We start from the raw sequence: 18,503 nt of genomic DNA, 5'->3' as shown, positions 1-18,503 counted from the left end.
GAAGAGCCGCAAAATCGCGCAGCTTACCGGGTGCCGGCCCGGAACTGGCGGTATTCCTCGCGGGGAACCGGCGTCGCGTCCGGCGTGCCCAGCTGATTGAGCGGGATACGGTACGTTTCCCGGGCCGACCAAGCGGCCACGGCGCCGATGATGCAGATTCCGAAGCAGATGGACCCGATGATGAGCGGTACGTTCGCGGATCCCGGCGGCGCGATCGCCGTGAAGATACTCGGAAGGAATGCCGTGATGACGAGGCCGATGTTCTGCGAGATCGCGAATCCCGTGACGCGGGTACGGGCGGGGAAGAGCTCCTGGAAGTAGCTGGCGAACGTTGCATTCCAGACTTGGTAGAGCGTGCCCCACATGAGGATCGAGAGGATGATCGTGAGCAGTACGTTGTTCTGGCTGACCGCGTACAGATAGGCGTAGGCCAGCACGCCGGAGCTCAATGAGCCGAAGATCATCAATGGCCTGCGGCCGAACCGGTCCGAAAGATCTCCGAACAACGGGATGAGGGCCAGTGCGACGACGTTGGCCAGGACCGGGATCCAGAGATAGACGGTGGTGCTCATGCCGACGCCGTAGCCCGGCTGGGTAGCGTAGGCCGCTCCGAAGACTGCCACGGTGACACCGACGACGTTGACCAGGGTCATGCAGACTGCGCGAACCACGTTGAGACCGCTTTCGCGCAGCACGCGGACGATCGGCATCTTCGAGATCTCTTGGTGTGCCTTTTCTTCGGTGAAGATGGGGGTTTCTTCGACCCGGCGGCGGATCATGTAGCCTGCGAACACCACGAGGGCGCTGAGGAGGAATGGAATGCGCCAGCCCCAGGATTTGAACGATTCACTGGAGAGCATGGCAGAGAGCGGGAGGAAGACCGCGGCCGCGATAATCTGACCGGCCTGGGTACCCTGGAGCGCGAAGCTTGCGTAGAAGCCTCGGCGTCCGAAAGGTGCGTGCTCCACGATCATGGCGCTGGCCCCGCTGAGTTCGCCGGCCACCGCAAAGCCCTGGATGAGTCGGACGGCGACCAGCAGGACGGGCGCCAGGAGGCCGACCTGGCCGTAGGTAGGCAGCAGCGCGACGGCGAAGGTCGAAGCGCCCATCATAAGCATCGCCAGGACCAGGACATTCTTACGGCCATGCTTGTCGCCCCACTGCCCCAGGACGAATGCGCCGATGGGGCGGGCCACGTAGCCCACGGCGTATGTGCCAAGGGAAGCGATCAGCGCCACGGTCGGGTTTCCGGCAGGAAAGAAGACGCCGGGAAACACCAGAGCGGCGGCCTGTGCATAGATGAACCAGTCGTAGTACTCAAGGGCGCTGCCGATCCAGCCGCTGGCTGCCGCTTTCCTTGTGGTGCTGGACTGTCGCGGTTCGATTGAACTTCGCTGCCTGCTCGCGTCGATCTTCATATTGTCCTCCTTTGGACAAGTCGTTGGGGCCACTGGAAGGGCCTTCCCGTCTTTGGGTGTGGTTTCCAGCAGGAGTGCGGCGCCATCGCAAGAATCGGACTGAACTTCCGCTTGGTATGCGCTTTCCCATCTGGTAAGCGCTTTCCATGAGACACCCGCGCGGCCGTGCTGTCAAGGTTAAGTTGTTGCGTCGGTCACACTGGCGAGAGACGCTCGGCCCGGCGCGATCGCGTCATCGATGGAGCGGCCGCGAGCCAGGGGAACTACGGCGAACCCGTGCTCTTGCGGAGGGTGACGCTGCCCGCGACGGCGGCTGGACCGCCGCCGTCGTCGTCGGAAAGGGCCGCAATGGTTGCAAGCCGTCCGATTTCTTCGAGTGGCAGGCTTACGGTGGAGAGCGCCGGCCGGAAGTCCCGGAGCCATTGGATGTCGTCGAATCCTGCGAGGCTGGCGTCGTGGGGGATCCTGAGCCCCTGGTCCCTCAACGCGGCAGCCACGCCGATGGCCATGACATCGTTGCTCGCGAAAATGCACAAACGCTGCTCCGGCGCCGACTGGCCGGAGGCCTTGATCCGCCAGGCAAGCTCAATGCCGGCGTCGAAACCGCCGTTCCGGTTGAACGCGACGTGCACAACATCCGCGGCGGGTTGGCCGGCGTCGGACAAGCCGCGTTGGAATCCCATAACGCGCTCATCCGAAGTTGTTAGCCCTTCTGGACCTGCCACGATGACGAACGGCCCTTTGTGTGTGCGCGCCAACTCCCGCGCCAGATCCTGCGCAAGTTGTTCGTTCGGGACGGCGATGGTGCGGTAGTTGTCCGTTTCGGCGACGCCCAGGATCGCTTGCCCGACGACGCCCACTCGCCCGCCGTTGCGGCAGTAGCGGTCCAGTTCGGCGGCTAGCTCGGTGTTCGCGCGGGCGTCTTCGGAACGGGTTGAACGCGATCCTGCGATGACGATCGACTCGGCCCGCCGTGCAGCGAAGGCGGCGACGGCGTCCTTCTCCTCGGCGGGCGTGCCGTTGGTGGTGGCGAGCAGCACCATGCGGCGCTCTTGCCGTGCCGCGGCCTGCACGCCTTGCGCTATGGCGGAAAAATAGGGGTCCGCGATGTCGTGCACGATCAGGCCGATGAGGCCTGTGCTGGATTTCGCCAGGGCCTGGGCCTGGGCGTTCGCGATGTAGCCGAGGGTGTCGGCCGCCTGGCGGACGCGCTCGGCGATGTCCGGCGCGGGCGTCCTGGCGGAACCATTGAGTACCCGGGAGGCTGTGGCGGGGGAGACGCCGGCCAGTTTGGCCACTTCGGACAGCGTGCTTGCAGTCACGGACAACTCCTCTTCAAAGCCTCAGTCTCGGGCACTTCCAGCAACATCCGATTATTGCAGGCCCAACTAGCAGTGGGAAAGCGATTGCCAGACCCGGGGCGGCGTGTCATCATGAATGCATTGGGAATGCGCTTTCCCACCTCATTGCTTTCCATCTGAAGAAGGACTCATGGGCACCGAAACAAAGACGATCCGAATCGCCATGAACGGCATCACTGGTCGGATGGGCTACCGCCAGCACCTGCTGCGTTCCATCCTTCCCATCCGCGACGCCGGGGGCTTCACCTTGGCAGACGGCACCCGCGTCCAGGTCGAACCGATCCTGGTTGGCCGCAACGAAGCGAAGATCCGCGAACTCGCCGAACTCCACAAGGTGTCCGAGTGGTCCACCGACCTCGACGCAGTTATCAACGACCCCACGGTCGACGTCGTTTTCGATGCGTCGATGACGAGCCTCCGCGCGGCGACGCTGAAGAAGGCCATGCGCGCCGGAAAGCACATTTTCACCGAAAAGCCGACGGCGGAGACGCTGGAGGAGGCCATCGAGCTGGCCCGCATCGGCAAGGAATCCGGTGTCACGGCCGGCGTGGTGCACGACAAGCTGTACCTGCCGGGGCTGGTCAAGCTGCGCCGCCTGGTGGACGAAGGCTTCTTCGGCCGGATCCTCTCGATCCGCGGCGAATTCGGCTACTGGGTCTTCGAAGGCGACGTCCAGGCGGCGCAGCGCCCTTCCTGGAACTACCGCAAGGAAGACGGCGGCGGAATGACAACGGACATGTTCTGCCACTGGAACTACGTCCTTGAAGGCATCATCGGCAAGGTCAAGAGCGTCAACGCCAAGACCGCCACCCACATCCCGACCCGATGGGACGAATCCGGCAAGGAATACAAGGCCACGGCCGACGACGCCTCCTACGGCATCTTTGAGCTCGAGACCCCGGGCGGGGACGACGTCGTCGGACAGATCAACTCCTCCTGGGCGGTCCGCGTCTACCGCGACGAACTCGTGGAGTTCCAGATCGACGGCACGCACGGGTCCGCCGTCGCGGGCCTGAACAAGTGCGTCGCGCAGCAGCGCGCCCACACCCCCAAGCCCGTCTGGAACCCGGACCTGCCCGTTACGGAGTCCTTCCGCAGCCAGTGGCAGGAAGTTCCCGCGAACGCCGATCTGGACAACGGCTTCAAGCTGCAATGGGAAGAATTCCTGCGCGACGTCGTCGCCGGCCGGGAGCACCGCTTCGGCCTGCTTTCCGCCGCCCGCGGCGTGCAGCTCGCAGAACTCGGCCTGCAGTCCTCGGCCGAGCGCCGCACCATCGACATCCCGGAGATCGTGCTCTGATGACTTCCCTCCTCCTTCCAAACCACGACGGCGGGACCCGCCTCTACAAGGTGCGGCCGGCAACGTCGTGGGCCAGGCCGACGTCGCCCTTGACCTCACGGCGTGCCTACGCCGCGGCGCACGTGATCCCCGAAGCAACGGCCGACAACACCCCGGGTACCCCCGCGCGCTTGGACTGGGACGCCACCATGGCGTACCGGCACGAACTGTGGTCCTACGGCCTGGGTGTTGCCGACGCCATGGACACAGCGCAGCGAGGCATGGGCCTGGACTGGGCCGCCACGCAGCAGCTCATCAAGCGAACCGGCGTCGAAGCGACATCCGTGGTGGCATCCGGCAACACCGCTACCGCCGGGAAGACCGTCAGGGACCTCGTCTCTTGCGGTGCCGGAACTGACCAGCTGGACCTGGACTCTGTCCCCGAGGGGCCCGCCGGAATCAAGACCGTGCTGGACGCCTACCGCGAGCAGATCGCCGTCGTGAGTGAAGCGGGACCGAAGGTCATCATCATGGCGTCGCGGGCGCTGGCCAAGGTGGCAGCAAGCCCTGAGGACTATCTGCAGGTCTACTCCACGCTCCTCAGTGAGGTGGACCAGCCCGTCATCCTGCACTGGCTCGGGACCATGTTCGACCCCGCACTGGCCGGCTACTGGGGATCGGACGACGTCGCCGAATCAACGGAAACCTTCCTTGGCCTGATCCGGGACCACGCGGACAAGGTGGACGGAGTGAAGGTCTCGCTGCTGGACGCCTCGCATGAAGTTGCCCTGCGTGCAGCCCTTCCGGAGGGCGTCCGCCTCTACACCGGCGACGATTTCAACTACCCGGAACTGATCGACGGCGACGGCGCCCACCACTCGGACGCGCTGTTGGGCATCTTCGCCGCGATCTACCCTGCCGCCTCGGTCGCCTTGCAGAAGTACGACGCCGGCGACGCCGCGGACGCGCGCGCCATCCTGGACTCCACCCGCGAACTGGGCAAGCACATCTTCAGCGCCCCCACGTTCTACTACAAGACCGGGATCGCCTTCATGTCCTGGCTCAACGGCAAACAGCCCGGATTCCAAATGGTCGGCGGGCTGCATTCCGGCCGCTCCGTGGTCCACCTGGCACGCACCTTCGAACTCGCCGATCAGGCCGGGCTCCTGAGCGATCCCGCGTTGGCCGCCTTCCGCATGTCCGATTACCTCCGCATCAACGGGGTGAGCGCATGAACGACTTTTCGCGGCCGTCCGACTTTTCCAGATTGTCACTCAACAGCGCCACCACCAAGAAATGGACCCTCGCCGAGGCGGTGGACGGTTGCGTCCGTGCCGGGATCCCGGCGATCGGCCCGTGGCGGGACATCGTCGCCGACACCGGCCTGGACAAAGCGGCCAAGCTGATCAAGGACGCCGGACTTCGCGTTTCCTCCCTCTGCCGGGGAGGCTTCCTCACAGCCGCCGACGCCGAAGGGCAGGCCGCCGCTGTGGCGGACAACCGGACAGCCATCCTCGAAGCCGTCGCGCTGGATACGCAGGAGCTGTTCCTGGTGGTCGGCGGACTCGCCCCGGGAGAGAAGGACGTCGTCGCGGCCCGCCAGCGCGTGGCCGACCGCCTCGAGGACCTGGTGCCCTTCGCCGTCGAACACGGGGTCCGGCTGGTGCTCGAACCCCTGCACCCGATGTACGCGGCGGACCGGGCCCTCATCTCGACGCTGGGCCAAGCGCTCGACCTCGCCTCGCCTTACGACGCGAAGGCGGTGGGCGTCGCCGTCGACACCTTCCACGTGTGGTGGGACCCGGAACTGAAGCAGCAGATCCAGCGGGCCGGCCGGGAAAACCGGATCGCATCCTACCAGGTGTGCGATTTCAACCTCCCCATCGCCGCCGACGCCCTGCTGTCCCGCGGCATGATGGGCGACGGCGTGATCGACTTCGCGACGATCGGCAGCTGGGTGCGCGACGCCGGATACACGGGTGACATCGAGGTGGAGATCTTCAACCAGGACATCTGGGACGCAGACGGCGATTCAGTCCTGGAAACCATGAAGCAGCGCTACGCGGAGCTCGTGCTTCCGTACGCCTAACGGCGCGGCGGCGGTCTGAAGGGCGGGGCACATTGCGTGCCCCGCCCTTTCAGTGTGCCTATCCCGTGGCGGAGACCCGCCCGGCCACCAGTTCTGCAATCTCGGCCGGAGATAGCCTGCCGTCGACGAGCCACACCGTGAACGTGCGGACCAATGAGTCCCCTGCGGCAAGCACCACTGGCCGGTCCCACGCGAGGGCCGAACCCACTGCGGGGTAAGCCGCCATCCGGACGAACCAAAGATCCGGCGCCTCAGCCGGGGCAGCGAACACCACGGTGGCGGGGCCTCCAGGGAGGTCGGCTGCCCAAGCCAGCCACGGTGACGCCGAGCCGTGGACTTCGGGTTCGCCGCGACCTTCGGCAGTGAAGACCTCAGCTTCGGCGCACGCAGGCAAGCGCCAGAAAAAGCCGCCGTAGCCGCTTCCGGGGGCGCCGTTTGAGCCGGGGCTGCCCAGCGAGGAGTCGACGACGGCGGTCAGTTCTGTTCTTAGCTCCAGTTGCCAGGTGCGGCGGTCGAGCTGCCGGGAGCCGGTGGTGCGGCGTTCGCGGAGAAGTTCGGCGCCGTCCGATGCCTGCCAACTCAATTCCTGCTCCAGCAAGCCGGGCCCGGACACTGTGGAGCGCTCGATGATGCGCCCATGGTCTTGCCGTTCTTCGTAACGGCCCGACGCGCGGATGTACGTTTTGCCGCCCCAGAAATTGGTCCCGTTCACATCCTGCAAGGTGAATCCCGCGCCAAGGTGCCAGGGGTGGTCTGCCGGCAGGTGATCGGTTACGGGGACTCCGGCCAGTGTACGGACCGGGTGCAGATAGGGCCGCGGGGAGAGCCGCGTGGCAAGGCCTGTACCGCTCTGCACGGTCGCCAACAGGGCAGCGCCGCCAAGCTCGCCGCCGTCGGGCAGGCTCAAAACCGGCCTTCCGGCGTCGACGGCTGGCCGCGCCCAAGGCAAGCCGAGTTCGCTGAAGGTGGCGTGCGCCGCCGTCGCGCGTTCCAGGGCGTCTTCGATTCCGTCGACCACGGGACGGGCGGCGTCGCCCTCGCCCTCCCAGGTGACGTACTGCTCCGGGATCAGCGCCGGAGATTCCGCGGTGCGGATGGCTTCGAGGACCTGCATGAAGGCGCCGCTGTCCGCGAGCGGACTGATCAGCGGCGCGGTTGCGGGCCCCGGCGTCGAGCGACGATGCTCCAGCAGGTCTTCGGTGAGGTCCACCCGGCCGTATACGGTTTCGCGCTTCCCGGCGGCTGAGCTTACCGTGAGGCGGTCTTCGGTGTAATGGAACACTGCAGTGCCTTCGCTGCCCTGCAGGGTGATGTACGGTTCCACGGACTCGGCGGCGCAGAGGGTGAGCGCGCACGTGATGGGCACGCCCGCTGCGGTGCGGATCCGAATGACGGAGGTGTCGTCGGCTTCGATGTCGTTGGCGCGGTACAGGTCCGTATCCACGGACGCAAGATCGTCCACGGTTTTCGCCCCGGCGATCCTCAGCGCTGTGGCGATGGCGTGGGCCAGGGGGTTGGTCGCCACCCCATCGACGACGTCGACGCCGTCAAGGCTGCGCTTACCCGCCCATCGTGAGCGTTTGTAATAGGCGCGGTCACGCACCCAACGCCCGGTGGCCGAGATGCCCAGGAGCGTGCCGATCTCTCCCGCCGCAAGGAGTTCATCAATGGCCTGGAGGGCCCGGGATCCGAGGCTTTGGAAGCCGACCTGGACGATTCTGCCAGCTGCGGTGGCGGCTTCCTGCAGGCGATTGAAGTCGGCGAGGGAAGCGACTGGAGGCTTCTCGAGGTATAGATCGGCGTGGGGGAGCGTCGTGAGGGCGAGTTGCGCGTGCGTCTGGATGGGGGTGGCCACAATGACGAGGTCCAACGCGGGGGTTCCCGCCAAGAGCTCGTCCAAGTTGCTGAATACCGCGGTTCCGGGCGGGAGGGCGCCGGGGGCGGGCGGATTCGGATCCGCCACGGCAACAAGTCGCACCACGCCGTTTGCCTGGAGCCTTTCGAGGTTCTGCAGGTGGTGCGCGCCGAAGCCGTGGACCCCAATAAGGGCCACCCTGCTGGGCTCATGGCCGGACTGTTTGTGTTCTGCCGGGTTGCGTTCTGCCGGGACGGGCGTGGACAGGGTGCCCATGGCTCTCCTCATCTGTCCCCGGGAGGCGGGGCTGCTGACGTCGGTGTCGTTTCAGGACCGCTTGGTAAGCGCTTTCCAAGAAGAGTGTACCTTGAGTCCAGGGGAGATGTAACGGCTTTGGTTTGCTGCGTTTAGGCGGTTGCGTTTAGACGATCCGGCCGGCCGGCAGTTTCTCCCCGGCCTCGACCGCCACGTCGATCGAATTTCCCGCTACAGGCATAGGGCATGTGCCATATGGGGTGAAGGCGCTCGGGTAGTTGATGGCGCGGTTGAAGTCGAGGACCACGGAACCGTCGGGCCGGGGGCGCGAGACGGCCAGCTTGCGCCATTCGTCCGTGGTGTTGCCGTTCGTCTCGTCGTGGAAGGTCACCGTGAGGGCTCCGAGCTTCTCGGCCTCGGCGTGCAGGCGGATCTCGTGGGGAAGTCCAGGCGCCCGGAAAACTACCTCGCCTACCGATCGGTGCACCCCATCCACCAAAGGATTGGCTGTCCCGATGGGCACATCCACGGGCTCGGGGTACGCCTCGAAGCGGCCTTCAAGCACCCAGTCCGGGTTGTATTCAAAGGTGGGAACGGCGTCGAACTCCGTCAGTACGGGCGAGGAGTCGTCCCGGGTCCGGATGGCGTACTTGTCCGCGCGCATGGCCAGTTCCACCACCACTTCCGTGCCATCCGAGCCGCCGAACTGCACCCACATGAGCGATTCCTCGTCCTGGAGGGTGGCTGAAATCGTGCCGTCCACGGGAGCTCCCGTGTCCACGAGCGTGAGTCCGTCGGTCGCGCTCGCGGTGAGTGTCGCCGTCGTGCCGTCCGTAGACCAAAGCCCGGGGACGAGCTCGACGGCGGCGGGTGCGGATTCGAGCCACTGGAAAGAGGTGAGGGTCAGCCAGCCGTGGTCCGCAGCGAGGGCGGCGTTGCGGCCGGTGCGGAAACGTTGCCAGCGTTCCAGCTGGGCGTTGCTTGCGGGGGCTGTTGCGCTCATGGTTCCTCCAGCGGCTTGGGGCGGTGTTCGTTGGCTTAACCATGCACCCGTCGCCACCATTCCCGGAACCCAACTGACTAGCAGTTGTTGTCGTTTTGACGGCTCATAACGACAACAACTGCTAGTCAGTTGGGCCGGAGCGGGCGGGCGGAGCGCGCAGGCGGAGCCCGCGACAACATTTGAGACGGATTGCCACCGGCCTCAGGGCTGCGGGTAGGATTCCTTTGGAAATATTAGTAATCCGGCTCACAGTATCCAGCGCAGTGTACGGGCCACACCCAACGCCAGAAGGTATTTTTCATGGTTGACACTGCACATCTCAGCACCGACCTTGCCGCGGAACTGCGGGCCGATGTCCGCCGCGTCTCCACGCTTCTCGGAGAGTCATTGGTCCGCCAGCATGGCCCCGAGCTGCTCCAGCTCGTCGAGCAGGTGCGCCTGCTCACCAAGGAATCCAAGGAAGCCGCCCGCGGCGGCGCCGATGCCACAGGCCCGTGGAGCGCGCACGACGTCGTCGCCCAGGTCCGCGAGTTGCTCGCCTCATTGCCTCTTGAGGAAGCCACTGAGCTGGTCCGTGCCTTCGCCTTCTATTTCCACCTCGCCAACGCCGCCGAGCAAGTGCACCGTGTCCGCGGACTGCGCACCCGCCAGGAAAAGGACGGCTGGTTGGCCAAAGCCGTGGCCGAGATCGCCGATGAGGCCGGAACCCAGGCCCTGCAGGACGTCGTCAATGAGCTGGACGTTCGTCCTATTTTCACCGCGCACCCCACCGAAGCCTCGCGGCGTTCGGTGCTGGACAAGATCCGTAAACTCTCGGACGTCCTGGCCGAATCCACCGTTGAGGGCACGGCCGCCCGCCGTCGGCAGGACCGCCAGCTCGCCGAGATCATCGACCAGATGTGGCAGACCGACGAACTCCGCCAAGTCCGCCCCACTCCCGTGGACGAGGCCCGCAACGCCATCTACTACCTGAGCAGCATCCTGACCGATGCCATGCCGGAAATGCTCACGGACCTTTCAGAGCTGCTGGGGGAGCACGGCGTCGTGCTGCCAGCGCACAACGCCCCCATCCGCTTCGGTTCCTGGATCGGCGGAGACCGCGACGGCAACCCGAACGTCACCGCTTCGGTCACGCGCGAAATCCTGCAGCTGCAGAACCAGCACGCCGTGCGGATCAGCATCTCGATGATCGACGAACTGATCTCCATCCTCTCCAACTCCACAGCCTTGGTGGACGCGGAAAAGGATCTCCTGGACTCGATCGCCGTCGACCTCAAGAACCTGCCCGGCCTGGACAAGCGCATCCTGGAGCTGAACGCGCAGGAGCCCTACCGCCTCAAGCTGACCTGCATCAAGGCCAAGCTCATCAACACGGGCCGCCGCGTGTCCGCATCCAGCCACCACGAACCCGGCCGCGACTACGCTTCCACGTCCGAGTTGCTGGCCGAACTCGAACTGCTGGAGGCCTCGCTGCGGAAACACTCGGCCGTGCTCGTGGCCGACGGCGCCCTGGCCCGGGTCCGCCGGGCGATCGCTTCCTTCGGGCTGCACTTGGCGACCCTCGACATCCGTGAGCATGCCGACTACCACCACGACGCCGTCGGGCAGTTGGTGGACCGGATCGGCGTCGGAACTCCCTACGGCGAGTTGAGCCGCGCCGAACGCTTCGAGCGGCTGAGCGCGGAGCTGGCTTCGCGCCGCCCGCTGTCCGGCCACCCCATCAAGCTCGACGGCGACGGCGACCGCACCTACGACGTCTTCCGCAGCATCCGCCACGCCCTCCAGACGTACGGGCCCGACGTCGTCGAAACCTACATCATCTCCATGACGCGCGGCGCGGACGATGTCCTGGCTGCCGCTGTGCTGGCCCGCGAAGCCGGACTGATTGACCTGTTCGGCGCGGCTCCGTATGCCAAGATCGGCTTCGCCCCGCTCCTGGAGACCGTGGAAGAGCTGCGTGCTTCGGCCGAAATCGTTGACTTGCTGCTCTCTGACCCGTCGTATCGTGAGCTGGTACGGCTGCGTGGCGATGTCCAGGAGATCATGCTCGGCTACTCGGACTCCAACAAGGAATCCGGTGTCATGACCAGCCAGTGGGAGATCCACAAGACCCAACGCAAGCTACGCGACGTCGCCGCCAAGCATGGCGTCAACGTCCGTTTGTTCCATGGCCGCGGCGGTTCCGTAGGCCGTGGTGGCGGACCGACCTACGACGCCATCATGGCCCAGCCCAACGGAGTGCTTGAAGGCGCCATCAAGTTCACCGAGCAGGGCGAAGTCATCTCGGACAAGTACTCCTTGCCGGAGCTCGCCCGCGAAAACCTTGAGCTCTCCCTGGCGGCCGTGATGCAGGGTTCCGCGCTGCACCGCACCCCGCGCACCTCGGACGACGAGCGCGAGCGCTACGGACACGTCATGGAGATCATTTCCGACGCCGCGTTTGCCCAGTACCGTTCCCTGATCGACGATCCGGACCTGCCGGCGTACTTCCTTGCCTCGACGCCGGTGGAGCAACTCGGATCCCTGAACATCGGCTCGCGGCCCTCCAAGCGGCCGGATTCCGGTGCGGGACTGGGCGGGTTGCGGGCCATTCCGTGGGTCTTCGGTTGGACGCAGTCCCGGCAGATCGTTCCGGGCTGGTTCGGCGTGGGCTCAGGCCTGAAGGCAGCCCGCGAGGCAGGCAACACCGCTGAGCTTGCCGAAATGATGAAGCGCTGGCACTTCTTCCAGTCCGTGATTTCCAATGTGGAGATGACCCTGGCCAAGACGGACATGGACATCGCCGGGCACTACGTGTCTTCGCTGGTTCCGGAAGAGCTGCACCACCTGTTCAAGGCAATCCGTACTGAGTACGATCTCACGGTTGCCGAGGTGGAACTCCTGAGCGGCGAAACCGAGCTCTTGGAAGCCCAGCCGACGCTCAAGCGTTCCCTCGAAATCCGCGACCAGTACCTCGACCCCATCAGTTACCTGCAGGTGGAGTTGTTGCGCCGCGTCCGCGAGGCCTCCATTTCCGGCGCCGAGATTGACGAACGACTCCAGCGGGCCATGCTCATCACCGTTAACGGCGTGGCCGCCGGCCTCCGGAACACGGGATAGCGGCTCCTTCCGTTCCTTCCCTTCCGACGCTCGCTCACTTATGTGGGTCTTTCGGCGCACGCTCGCTCACATCATGTGAGCGAGCGTGCGGCAGGGAGGGCTTGTTTGTGAGCGAGGGTTGCGTCCGTCCTACCCTCGCTCACATATATGCGTCCTTCTGGAAACCCTCGCTCACAGCGAGCGTTTAGGGTTGAGGGATGCCGTCGTTCCAGACCAAGTTGAAGATCACCGGGCTCAAACCAGGAAACCCGCCGGAGTCGGTAATGGCCGCTGCGCTTGCGGCCCTGGAAACGCGTCATCATGTCGAATCCAATCAGCTCGACATTGTTGGTGGCGTCGCCCAAATCAGCCTCCGCTTCCTCGTGGAGCCGCGCGACTATCCGGGCGAGAACAGCGAAGCCCGCGCGTCGGCAGCCATGATGCGCGACGCCGTCGAACGCGTAGCGCTCACAGGGAACCTTTATGTGCTGCGTCGCAAACGGGGGAAATGGTCGCCGGTTTGAGCCCGACGCCGGGACGCGCCTAAAGGTGCGGCGGCTCGCCCGGCTCGTCCACCGGCGAGCGGTCACCCCGGCGATGCGTGACGATCACGCCCACCACGACGCCAATCAGCAGACCCACGCCGACGCCGATCAGTGAGCTCGCCCAGAACGGAAGCTTCGTCGTCGAGCCCGCAAAGTAACCCAACCCGGCTTGCCACGTGGCCCACAACAGGCCGCCCAAGCCAGCGCAGAGACTGAAGCCGCGGGAGGAAACCTCTGCGATCCCGGAAGCAGCCGACGCAGCCAGCCGCCCGCCGGGGATGAACCGGGCTCCGATGATCGCGCCGTAAGTGGAGGATCGCCCGGCCCTGGCGATCGCCCGGTGGATGCCCTGATGGACTTTGCGGCCCCACGCCCAACGGTCCAGGATGTGTCCCAAGCGACGCTTGAAGAGTTGGAAAACAATCATGTCGCCCAGCCAGGAGGCGACGGCGGCCATCAAACCCACCAACCACAGGTTGACCCGGCCCTCCGCTGCCAGCGCGCCACCGGTGATCACCAACATTTCGGACGGGATGGGCGGGAAGATCGCGTCGCCCACCACCATGGGGATGATCCAGGCATAGATCGCGGCTCCCCAGCCATCGGCGGTGGTGATGTCCATGGGCACAAATTACCGCACTTTGGTGCATCCACCGGAGTGTCGTGCAAGACTGGCGCCATGCGGCTCGAAATCCTGCAAGGTGACATCACCACGCGCGACGTCGACGCGATCGTCAACGCCGCCAACTCGTCATTGATGGGTGGCGGGGGAGTGGACGGCGCGATCCATCGCGCCGCGGGCAGGGAGCTCCTGGCCGCGTGCATGGAGGTGCGCGAACGGTACCCGCACGGGCTGCCCGTGGGCCAAGCCGTGGCTACCCCCGGGTTCAAATTGCCTGCCCGATGGGTGATCCACACAGTTGGCCCCAACCGCCACGCGGGCCAGAACGATCCGGAACTGCTGGCGTCGTGTTTCCGCGAGAGCCTGAAAGTGGCAGCGTCCCTCGGAGCGAGTTCCGTTGCGTTCCCCGCAATCAGCGCGGGGGTCTACGGCTGGGACGCGCGCGAGGTCGCCGCGGTAGCGCTCGACGCCGTCAGCCGGCTCGACGTCGAAAGCTCCAGCGGGCTGGAACTCGTCGAATTTGTGCTGTTCAGTGCGGAGACGACCGACGTGTTCCGGAGCGTGTTCGGGGCTTCGGACGGGTGAGGGCACGCTTTCGCAGCGGCGTCAGACGGACTGCGCCTCAAGCACGGACTTCAACTGCCCTAGCTGTCCGACTTCCGACTCCATGGTCTTGGTGATCATCGAGCCCATGAGCTTCATGAAGCCCTTGGGCTGGAGATCCAAGGCAAACCGAACGGTGGTGCCGCCGTCGGCCTCGTTCAGGGTGAAGGATCCTGTTGGGCGGGCGGGGCCCGCGATGACCTGGAAATCGAGCCGCTTGCCCGGCTCGGCCGCGGTGATCTCGTAATCGCCGGCGATCGTGCGACCACCGGGGCCAGCCATCGTTTGCGAGTACACGGCACCCTTGTTGCCTGCTTCTCCGCTTGCGAGGGCGACATTCTTCACGCCCGGACGCCACAGCTTATTGTTCAGCCCGTCCGCGAGGAAGGCGTAGACGTCGTTTGCGGGGCGGTTGATCGAGACTTCGTTTTCAGCGTGGGCCATGTGGTTCCTTTTCGCGAGACCGAACACCGCCCGCGGTTGTCGGGCCGGCAAAACCGAGCATATACGCCCGGTCCGCTTGGCAACTCGGGAACGCGCCATTTTTTCGCCGTCCCCGGATCCTGAACACCCGTCCCCGACGCTCGCTCGGGTATGTGGGTGTTTGGCCCGACGCTCGCTCACATATGTGGGTGTTTGGGGGACGCTCGCGCGGGTACGACCCCAAGCTGAACATGTTCCTCATTTTGGGTGAGCGAGCGTCCCGGGAAGGGCCGTCATATGTGAGCGATGGTTTGGGGGAAAGCCGTTATTGGTGAGCGAGCGTCCCGGGAAAGGGCGCCATATGTGAGCGATGGTTTGGGGGGAGGGTCAGGCGGGGTGGGCTTCGCCTAGCTCGAGACGGCTCCGGTATTCCACGGGTTGCTTGCTGATGGGGTCGACAAAGCGGATGCCGCGAGCGAGCAATTGCAGCGGCTTGGAGTAGTCGTCCGGGGCCTTGTCCAGGAGTTCGGGATAGAACGCGTCGTTCACGATTCCCAGCCCGAGCGAAGCCATGTGCACGCGAAGCTGGTGGGTCTTGCCGGTGTGGGGCTCAAGCCGGTAGAGCGCCCGGCCGGCGCCGCCGTCGTCGAACGTTCTCAGCAGCTCAATGCGGGTTTCCGCGTTGGGTTCGCCGTCGATCACCTCGGCGAGAAGGTAGCTGCGGGATTTTGTCATGCGATTGCGCACGACGGCGGGGAATTCGACGGCGGGAAAGCCCGCGGCGGGTGCCGCGGCGGAGATGCACTCGTACTCCTTTTGCACCTGCCGTTTTTCGAAGAGCACTTGGTACTTGCCGCGGGTCTCCGGATTGGTGGAGAGCAGCAACACCCCGGCAGTCATGCGGTCGAGCCGGTGCATCGGGATGAGGTCCGGCAGGTCCAGTTGGTTCCGGAGACGGACGAGTGCGGATTCCTGGATGTAGGTCCCGCCCGGAGTGGTGGGCAGGAAGTGGGGCTTGTCGACGACCAGAAGGTGCTCGTCCTGGTGCAGGATGTTGATCTCCACCGGCATACGAGTCTCCGGCGGGAGCGTGCGGTAGTACCAAATGAAGGTGTGTTCTTCGAGCGGGGTGCGGCGATCAAGGGGCGCGCCGCCCTCGCCGACGATTTCGCCGGCGTCGAACCTGTCCTCGATGCCCTGGGGGTCGATATGACCCCAGCGGTGCATCATGTAGTCCATCGCGGTGTCCCAGGGCCCCTCGTCCGGGAGGCGCAGGCGGGTGGCGTTGACGCCGTCGCGCACTGGAAGGGGGGATTGCATCACCGGTCCATTCTACCGGGGTTATGGCCAGGCCTCCGACGAGAAAAAAGTTCTTGACAATAAAAGTTGTCGGTAGGCAGAATGGAAGCATGTTGGACATCGAAGTGATCGAGGATCCCGCCGCGGCGGAAGCGTCGCTGGACCCGATCCGCACCCGCATTCTGCAGGAACTGGTCGAGCCGGGTTCCGCCACGCAGCTGGCGGTCAAGGTGGGCCTGCCCCGGCAGAAAGTCAACTACCATCTCAAGGCCCTCGAGCGGCATGGACTCGTCGAACTCGTGGAGGAACGGAAGAAGGGCAACGTCACCGAACGCGTTTTGCGCGCGACGGCGGCGTCGTACCTGATCTCGCCGGTGGCACTTGCATCCGTGGCGCCGGATCCCCGGCGCTTCTCGGACCGCTTTTCCGCCTTCTGGCTCCTGGCCCTCGCGGCCCGGACGGTCCAGGAGATGGGCAAGCTGATAGCCGGCGCGGCCGCGGCCAAGAAGAAGCTTGCGAGCTTCGCGATCGACGGCGAAATCACCTTCCGGTCGGCGTCGGACCGTGCCGCATTTGCCGAGGAGCTCGCTGTCGCGGTGACCTGGCTCGTGGACAAGTACCACGACGGCGGTACCGGCGCTTCGACCGAAACAGTGAGCGGCGCACGCAAGCACCGGCTCGTCGTCGTACTTCATCCCGCACTCAAGACAACGCAGCACTCTCCAGAAAAGGAACAGGACAATGACTGACAACCGTGAATTCGAAATCGTGGCCGACACCGAACTGCCCGGCACTCCTGAACGGGTCTGGCAGGCTGTCACCCAGGACACCTCGGCCTGGATGTTTCCCACCGATCAGTGGCCGGCCGTGAAAACCGTGGACGAGTATCCCAGCCACCTTGTGACCCGGATGGACGGGCCGGACGGCTGGTTCAACCAGTTGGAGCACGTGCTCGAACCGCTCGACGGCGGCCGGGCCAAGCTCCACTATGTCCACAGCGGCATCTTCGCGGACAACTGGGAAGGGCAGTACGACGGCGCCAGTAAGCACACCGAGTTCTACCTGCACACCCTGGGCCAGTACCTTCAGTACTTCGACGGCAAGCCTGTGGTCTTCACGGACGTCCAGGGCCCGGCGGCCTCGCAGGCGCCCGACGGTTTCGTGCAACTGAAGAAGGCCCTCGGCGTGAACGGCGTTGCAGAGGGTTCCGCGGTTGAGGTGGACGTCGACGGGGTGGGGCGGCTGAGCGGAGAACTCGACTTCTCCAACCAGCACTTCCTGGGCCTACGGACGGCGGACACGCTCTACCGGTTCTTTGGCCGGAACTCCTTCGGAGCACCCGTGGGCATGACGGTGCACGATTTCAGCGGCAGCGGCGATTCTGAACTGACCGCGAAGGCCTGGGGCGACTTCCTGGAGAAGGTGTACGCCTAACCCGCCCGCTAAGGGAAGCGAAGCTGGCTCAGGCTGCCCAGCCGCGTCCCACGGCATCCAACGCGGCGGCGTAGATCCCTTCCCAATCGGTTCCGGGCTCGTCCATGTTCGCAAGTTCCAGGCTCACCAGTCCGTGGACCTGTCCCCAGATGGACATGGCGATCGTCGCGGTTTCGGCATCACGAATGGTCCCCGCTTGCTGCGCGGCGGTCACCGCTTCCATCAGGGGAAGCATCGCTTCCGAGGCGACTGCCGGCGTCGGGCTGCAGTCCACATAGCTGGCAAGTGCGCCGCCAAACATGAGCCGGTACAAGGCTGGATGTTCAAGTGCCCAGGAACGGTAGGCGAGGCCCAAGCCTCGGAGCCCTCCGTTTTCGGCGAGCCGTTGCGAGTCGCCGAACGAGCGGAATCCGTCGTCGACGGCGGCCGTCAGCAACTGCGCCTTGCCGCCGAAGAGTGAGTAGACCGCCGTGGTGGAGGTCTGGGCGGCTGCGGCAACGTCGCGGAGCGTGACTCGCGCAGGGCCGTGCCGGTCAACGAGTTCGGCCGTTACCTGAAGAAGCCGCTGCCGGACGAGCTGGTCATGAACGATGGGTCTTGCCATGCCTCCAAGTGTTTCATAACATTGTTTCGTAACGACGTTATGAAACTCGACGAGCGGAACTTGAGCTACCGTTCCCAGACCGAAGGATTCGCATGGCACAGGAAATCTTCCCGGGGCGCTTCACGGCCGACACCGGGCGCGAATCGGTGACCGTATTCCTTATCGGAATGCGGGCCAACCGTTGGTGGAAGATCGGCAAAGTGGCGCGAGTGGCATCGTCAATGCCCACCATGCTCCGCCATCTCGCAACGCATCCCGAGTCCGGACTGCTCGGGTGCGAACAGTGGTTCGGGCGCACCACCATGCTGCTCAGCTATTGGGAGAGCCCCGAGCATCTCAGGCGCTTCGCGGCGGACAGGGACTCGCCGCACTTGGCGCCCTGGCGACGCTTCATGAAGGAAGTCGCGGGAAGCGGCGACATCGGCGTGTGGCACGAAACCTACCAGGTGCCGGCGTCGGGAATCGAGGTGGTCTACAACGGCATGCCGCAGTTTGGCCTGGCCAAAGCCACCTCCCATGTCCCTGTCGGTCCGGGCACCAACACCGCCAGGCAGCGCATGGGTGCCGGGCGACCCAACTGACTCGCAGTTAATGTCGTTCTGAGGGCTCAAAATGACAACAAATGCGAGCCAGTT

The 18,503-nt window shown here is 65.1% G+C and carries 17 protein-coding genes; 9 read left to right on the top strand and 8 right to left on the bottom strand.

The window, feature by feature from the left end; translation table 11 throughout:
- Nucleotides 1-23: 23 nt before the first annotated feature.
- Both VLA65_RS10230 and VLA65_RS10225 read right to left on the bottom strand, forming a co-directional pair.
- Nucleotides 24-1,418: an MFS transporter gene (locus tag VLA65_RS10230; protein ID WP_332602445.1), complete on the bottom strand. Its 1,395-nt coding sequence runs from the start codon at nt 1,416-1,418 to the stop codon at nt 24-26.
- A gap of 263 nt (nt 1,419-1,681) precedes the next feature.
- A complete protein-coding gene (locus VLA65_RS10225) occupies nt 1,682-2,740 on the bottom strand; it encodes a LacI family DNA-binding transcriptional regulator (RefSeq protein ID WP_284988691.1) in 1,059 nt (352 codons plus the stop codon).
- A 169-nt stretch (nt 2,741-2,909) separates the two neighbouring features.
- On the opposite strand from VLA65_RS10225, the gene VLA65_RS10220 reads away from it, so the two are divergent.
- The 3 genes from VLA65_RS10220 to VLA65_RS10210 are packed head-to-tail and all read left to right on the top strand — an operon-like array spanning nt 2,910 to nt 6,147.
- Entirely contained in the window at nt 2,910-4,079 is a 1,170-nt protein-coding gene (locus VLA65_RS10220; protein WP_332602444.1) for a Gfo/Idh/MocA family protein, read from the top strand.
- Nucleotides 4,079-5,293, top strand: a complete 1,215-nt coding sequence (locus VLA65_RS10215) for a dihydrodipicolinate synthase family protein (RefSeq protein WP_332602443.1) — start codon at nt 4,079-4,081, stop codon at nt 5,291-5,293. The genes VLA65_RS10220 and VLA65_RS10215 overlap by 1 nt, the downstream gene beginning before the upstream one ends.
- Nucleotides 5,290-6,147, top strand: coding sequence for a sugar phosphate isomerase/epimerase family protein (locus VLA65_RS10210; RefSeq protein ID WP_332602442.1), 858 nt, complete (start codon nt 5,290-5,292; stop codon nt 6,145-6,147). The genes VLA65_RS10215 and VLA65_RS10210 overlap by 4 nt, the downstream gene beginning before the upstream one ends.
- A 58-nt stretch (nt 6,148-6,205) precedes the next feature.
- On the opposite strand, the gene VLA65_RS10205 is transcribed toward VLA65_RS10210, so the two are convergent.
- Together VLA65_RS10205 and VLA65_RS10200 are read right to left on the bottom strand one after the other, a co-directional pair.
- Entirely contained in the window at nt 6,206-8,278 is a 2,073-nt protein-coding gene (locus VLA65_RS10205) for a DUF6807 family protein (RefSeq protein ID WP_332602441.1), read from the bottom strand.
- 145 nt (nt 8,279-8,423) lie between these two features.
- Nucleotides 8,424-9,260 (bottom strand): DUF1684 domain-containing protein, encoded by an 837-nt coding sequence (locus tag VLA65_RS10200; RefSeq protein ID WP_332602440.1) that lies wholly within the window; start codon nt 9,258-9,260, stop codon nt 8,424-8,426.
- Nucleotides 9,261-9,560: 300 nt separating this feature from the next.
- On the opposite strand from VLA65_RS10200, the gene ppc reads away from it, so the two are divergent.
- A complete protein-coding gene (ppc, locus tag VLA65_RS10195) occupies nt 9,561-12,359 on the top strand; it encodes a phosphoenolpyruvate carboxylase (RefSeq protein WP_332602439.1) in 2,799 nt (932 codons plus the stop codon).
- Nucleotides 12,360-12,556: 197 nt separating this feature from the next.
- Nucleotides 12,557-12,862 carry a hypothetical protein gene (locus VLA65_RS10190; RefSeq protein WP_332602438.1) on the top strand — a complete coding sequence of 102 codons (306 nt, stop codon included), beginning with the start codon at nt 12,557-12,559 and terminating at the stop codon, nt 12,860-12,862.
- A 19-nt stretch (nt 12,863-12,881) separates the two neighbouring features.
- Here the strand turns inward: VLA65_RS10190 and VLA65_RS10185 are convergent, their stop codons facing one another.
- Entirely contained in the window at nt 12,882-13,505 is a 624-nt protein-coding gene (locus VLA65_RS10185; RefSeq protein WP_332602437.1) for a DedA family protein, read from the bottom strand.
- Nucleotides 13,506-13,562: 57 nt separating this feature from the next.
- Between VLA65_RS10185 and VLA65_RS10180 the strand changes: the two genes are divergently transcribed.
- On the top strand, nt 13,563-14,090 hold the full coding sequence (locus VLA65_RS10180) for an O-acetyl-ADP-ribose deacetylase (RefSeq protein WP_332602436.1): 528 nt from the start codon (nt 13,563-13,565) through the stop codon (nt 14,088-14,090).
- A 21-nt stretch (nt 14,091-14,111) separates the two neighbouring features.
- Here the strand turns inward: VLA65_RS10180 and VLA65_RS10175 are convergent, their stop codons facing one another.
- Together VLA65_RS10175 and VLA65_RS10170 are read right to left on the bottom strand one after the other, a co-directional pair.
- The gene (locus VLA65_RS10175; RefSeq protein ID WP_059388564.1) at nt 14,112-14,552 is read right to left on the bottom strand and encodes an SRPBCC family protein; all 441 of its coding nucleotides are present in this window, start codon (nt 14,550-14,552) and stop codon (nt 14,112-14,114) included.
- A 366-nt stretch (nt 14,553-14,918) separates the two neighbouring features.
- Nucleotides 14,919-15,851 (bottom strand): RluA family pseudouridine synthase, encoded by a 933-nt coding sequence (locus VLA65_RS10170; protein ID WP_332602639.1) that lies wholly within the window; start codon nt 15,849-15,851, stop codon nt 14,919-14,921.
- Between the two features lie 89 nt (nt 15,852-15,940).
- Between VLA65_RS10170 and VLA65_RS10165 the strand changes: the two genes are divergently transcribed.
- Together VLA65_RS10165 and VLA65_RS10160 are read left to right on the top strand one after the other, a co-directional pair.
- Nucleotides 15,941-16,579: an ArsR/SmtB family transcription factor gene (locus VLA65_RS10165; RefSeq protein ID WP_332602435.1), complete on the top strand. Its 639-nt coding sequence runs from the start codon at nt 15,941-15,943 to the stop codon at nt 16,577-16,579.
- Nucleotides 16,572-17,264, top strand: a complete 693-nt coding sequence (locus tag VLA65_RS10160; protein WP_332602434.1) for an SRPBCC family protein — start codon at nt 16,572-16,574, stop codon at nt 17,262-17,264. The genes VLA65_RS10165 and VLA65_RS10160 overlap by 8 nt, the downstream gene beginning before the upstream one ends.
- 28 nt (nt 17,265-17,292) lie before the next feature.
- Here VLA65_RS10160 and VLA65_RS10155 read toward each other — a convergent pair whose 3' ends face one another.
- Nucleotides 17,293-17,868, bottom strand: a complete 576-nt coding sequence (locus VLA65_RS10155; RefSeq protein WP_332602433.1) for a TetR-like C-terminal domain-containing protein — start codon at nt 17,866-17,868, stop codon at nt 17,293-17,295.
- A gap of 92 nt (nt 17,869-17,960) precedes the next feature.
- Between VLA65_RS10155 and VLA65_RS10150 the strand changes: the two genes are divergently transcribed.
- The gene (locus VLA65_RS10150; RefSeq protein ID WP_284988702.1) at nt 17,961-18,449 is read left to right on the top strand and encodes a DUF4188 domain-containing protein; all 489 of its coding nucleotides are present in this window, start codon (nt 17,961-17,963) and stop codon (nt 18,447-18,449) included.
- Nucleotides 18,450-18,503: the final 54 nt, after the last annotated feature.

Source organism: Arthrobacter sp. S2(2024), assembly GCF_036662515.1.
Lineage (GTDB): Bacteria > Actinomycetota > Actinomycetes > Actinomycetales > Micrococcaceae > Arthrobacter.
This window is presented reverse-complemented; position numbering and strand designations above follow the sequence as displayed.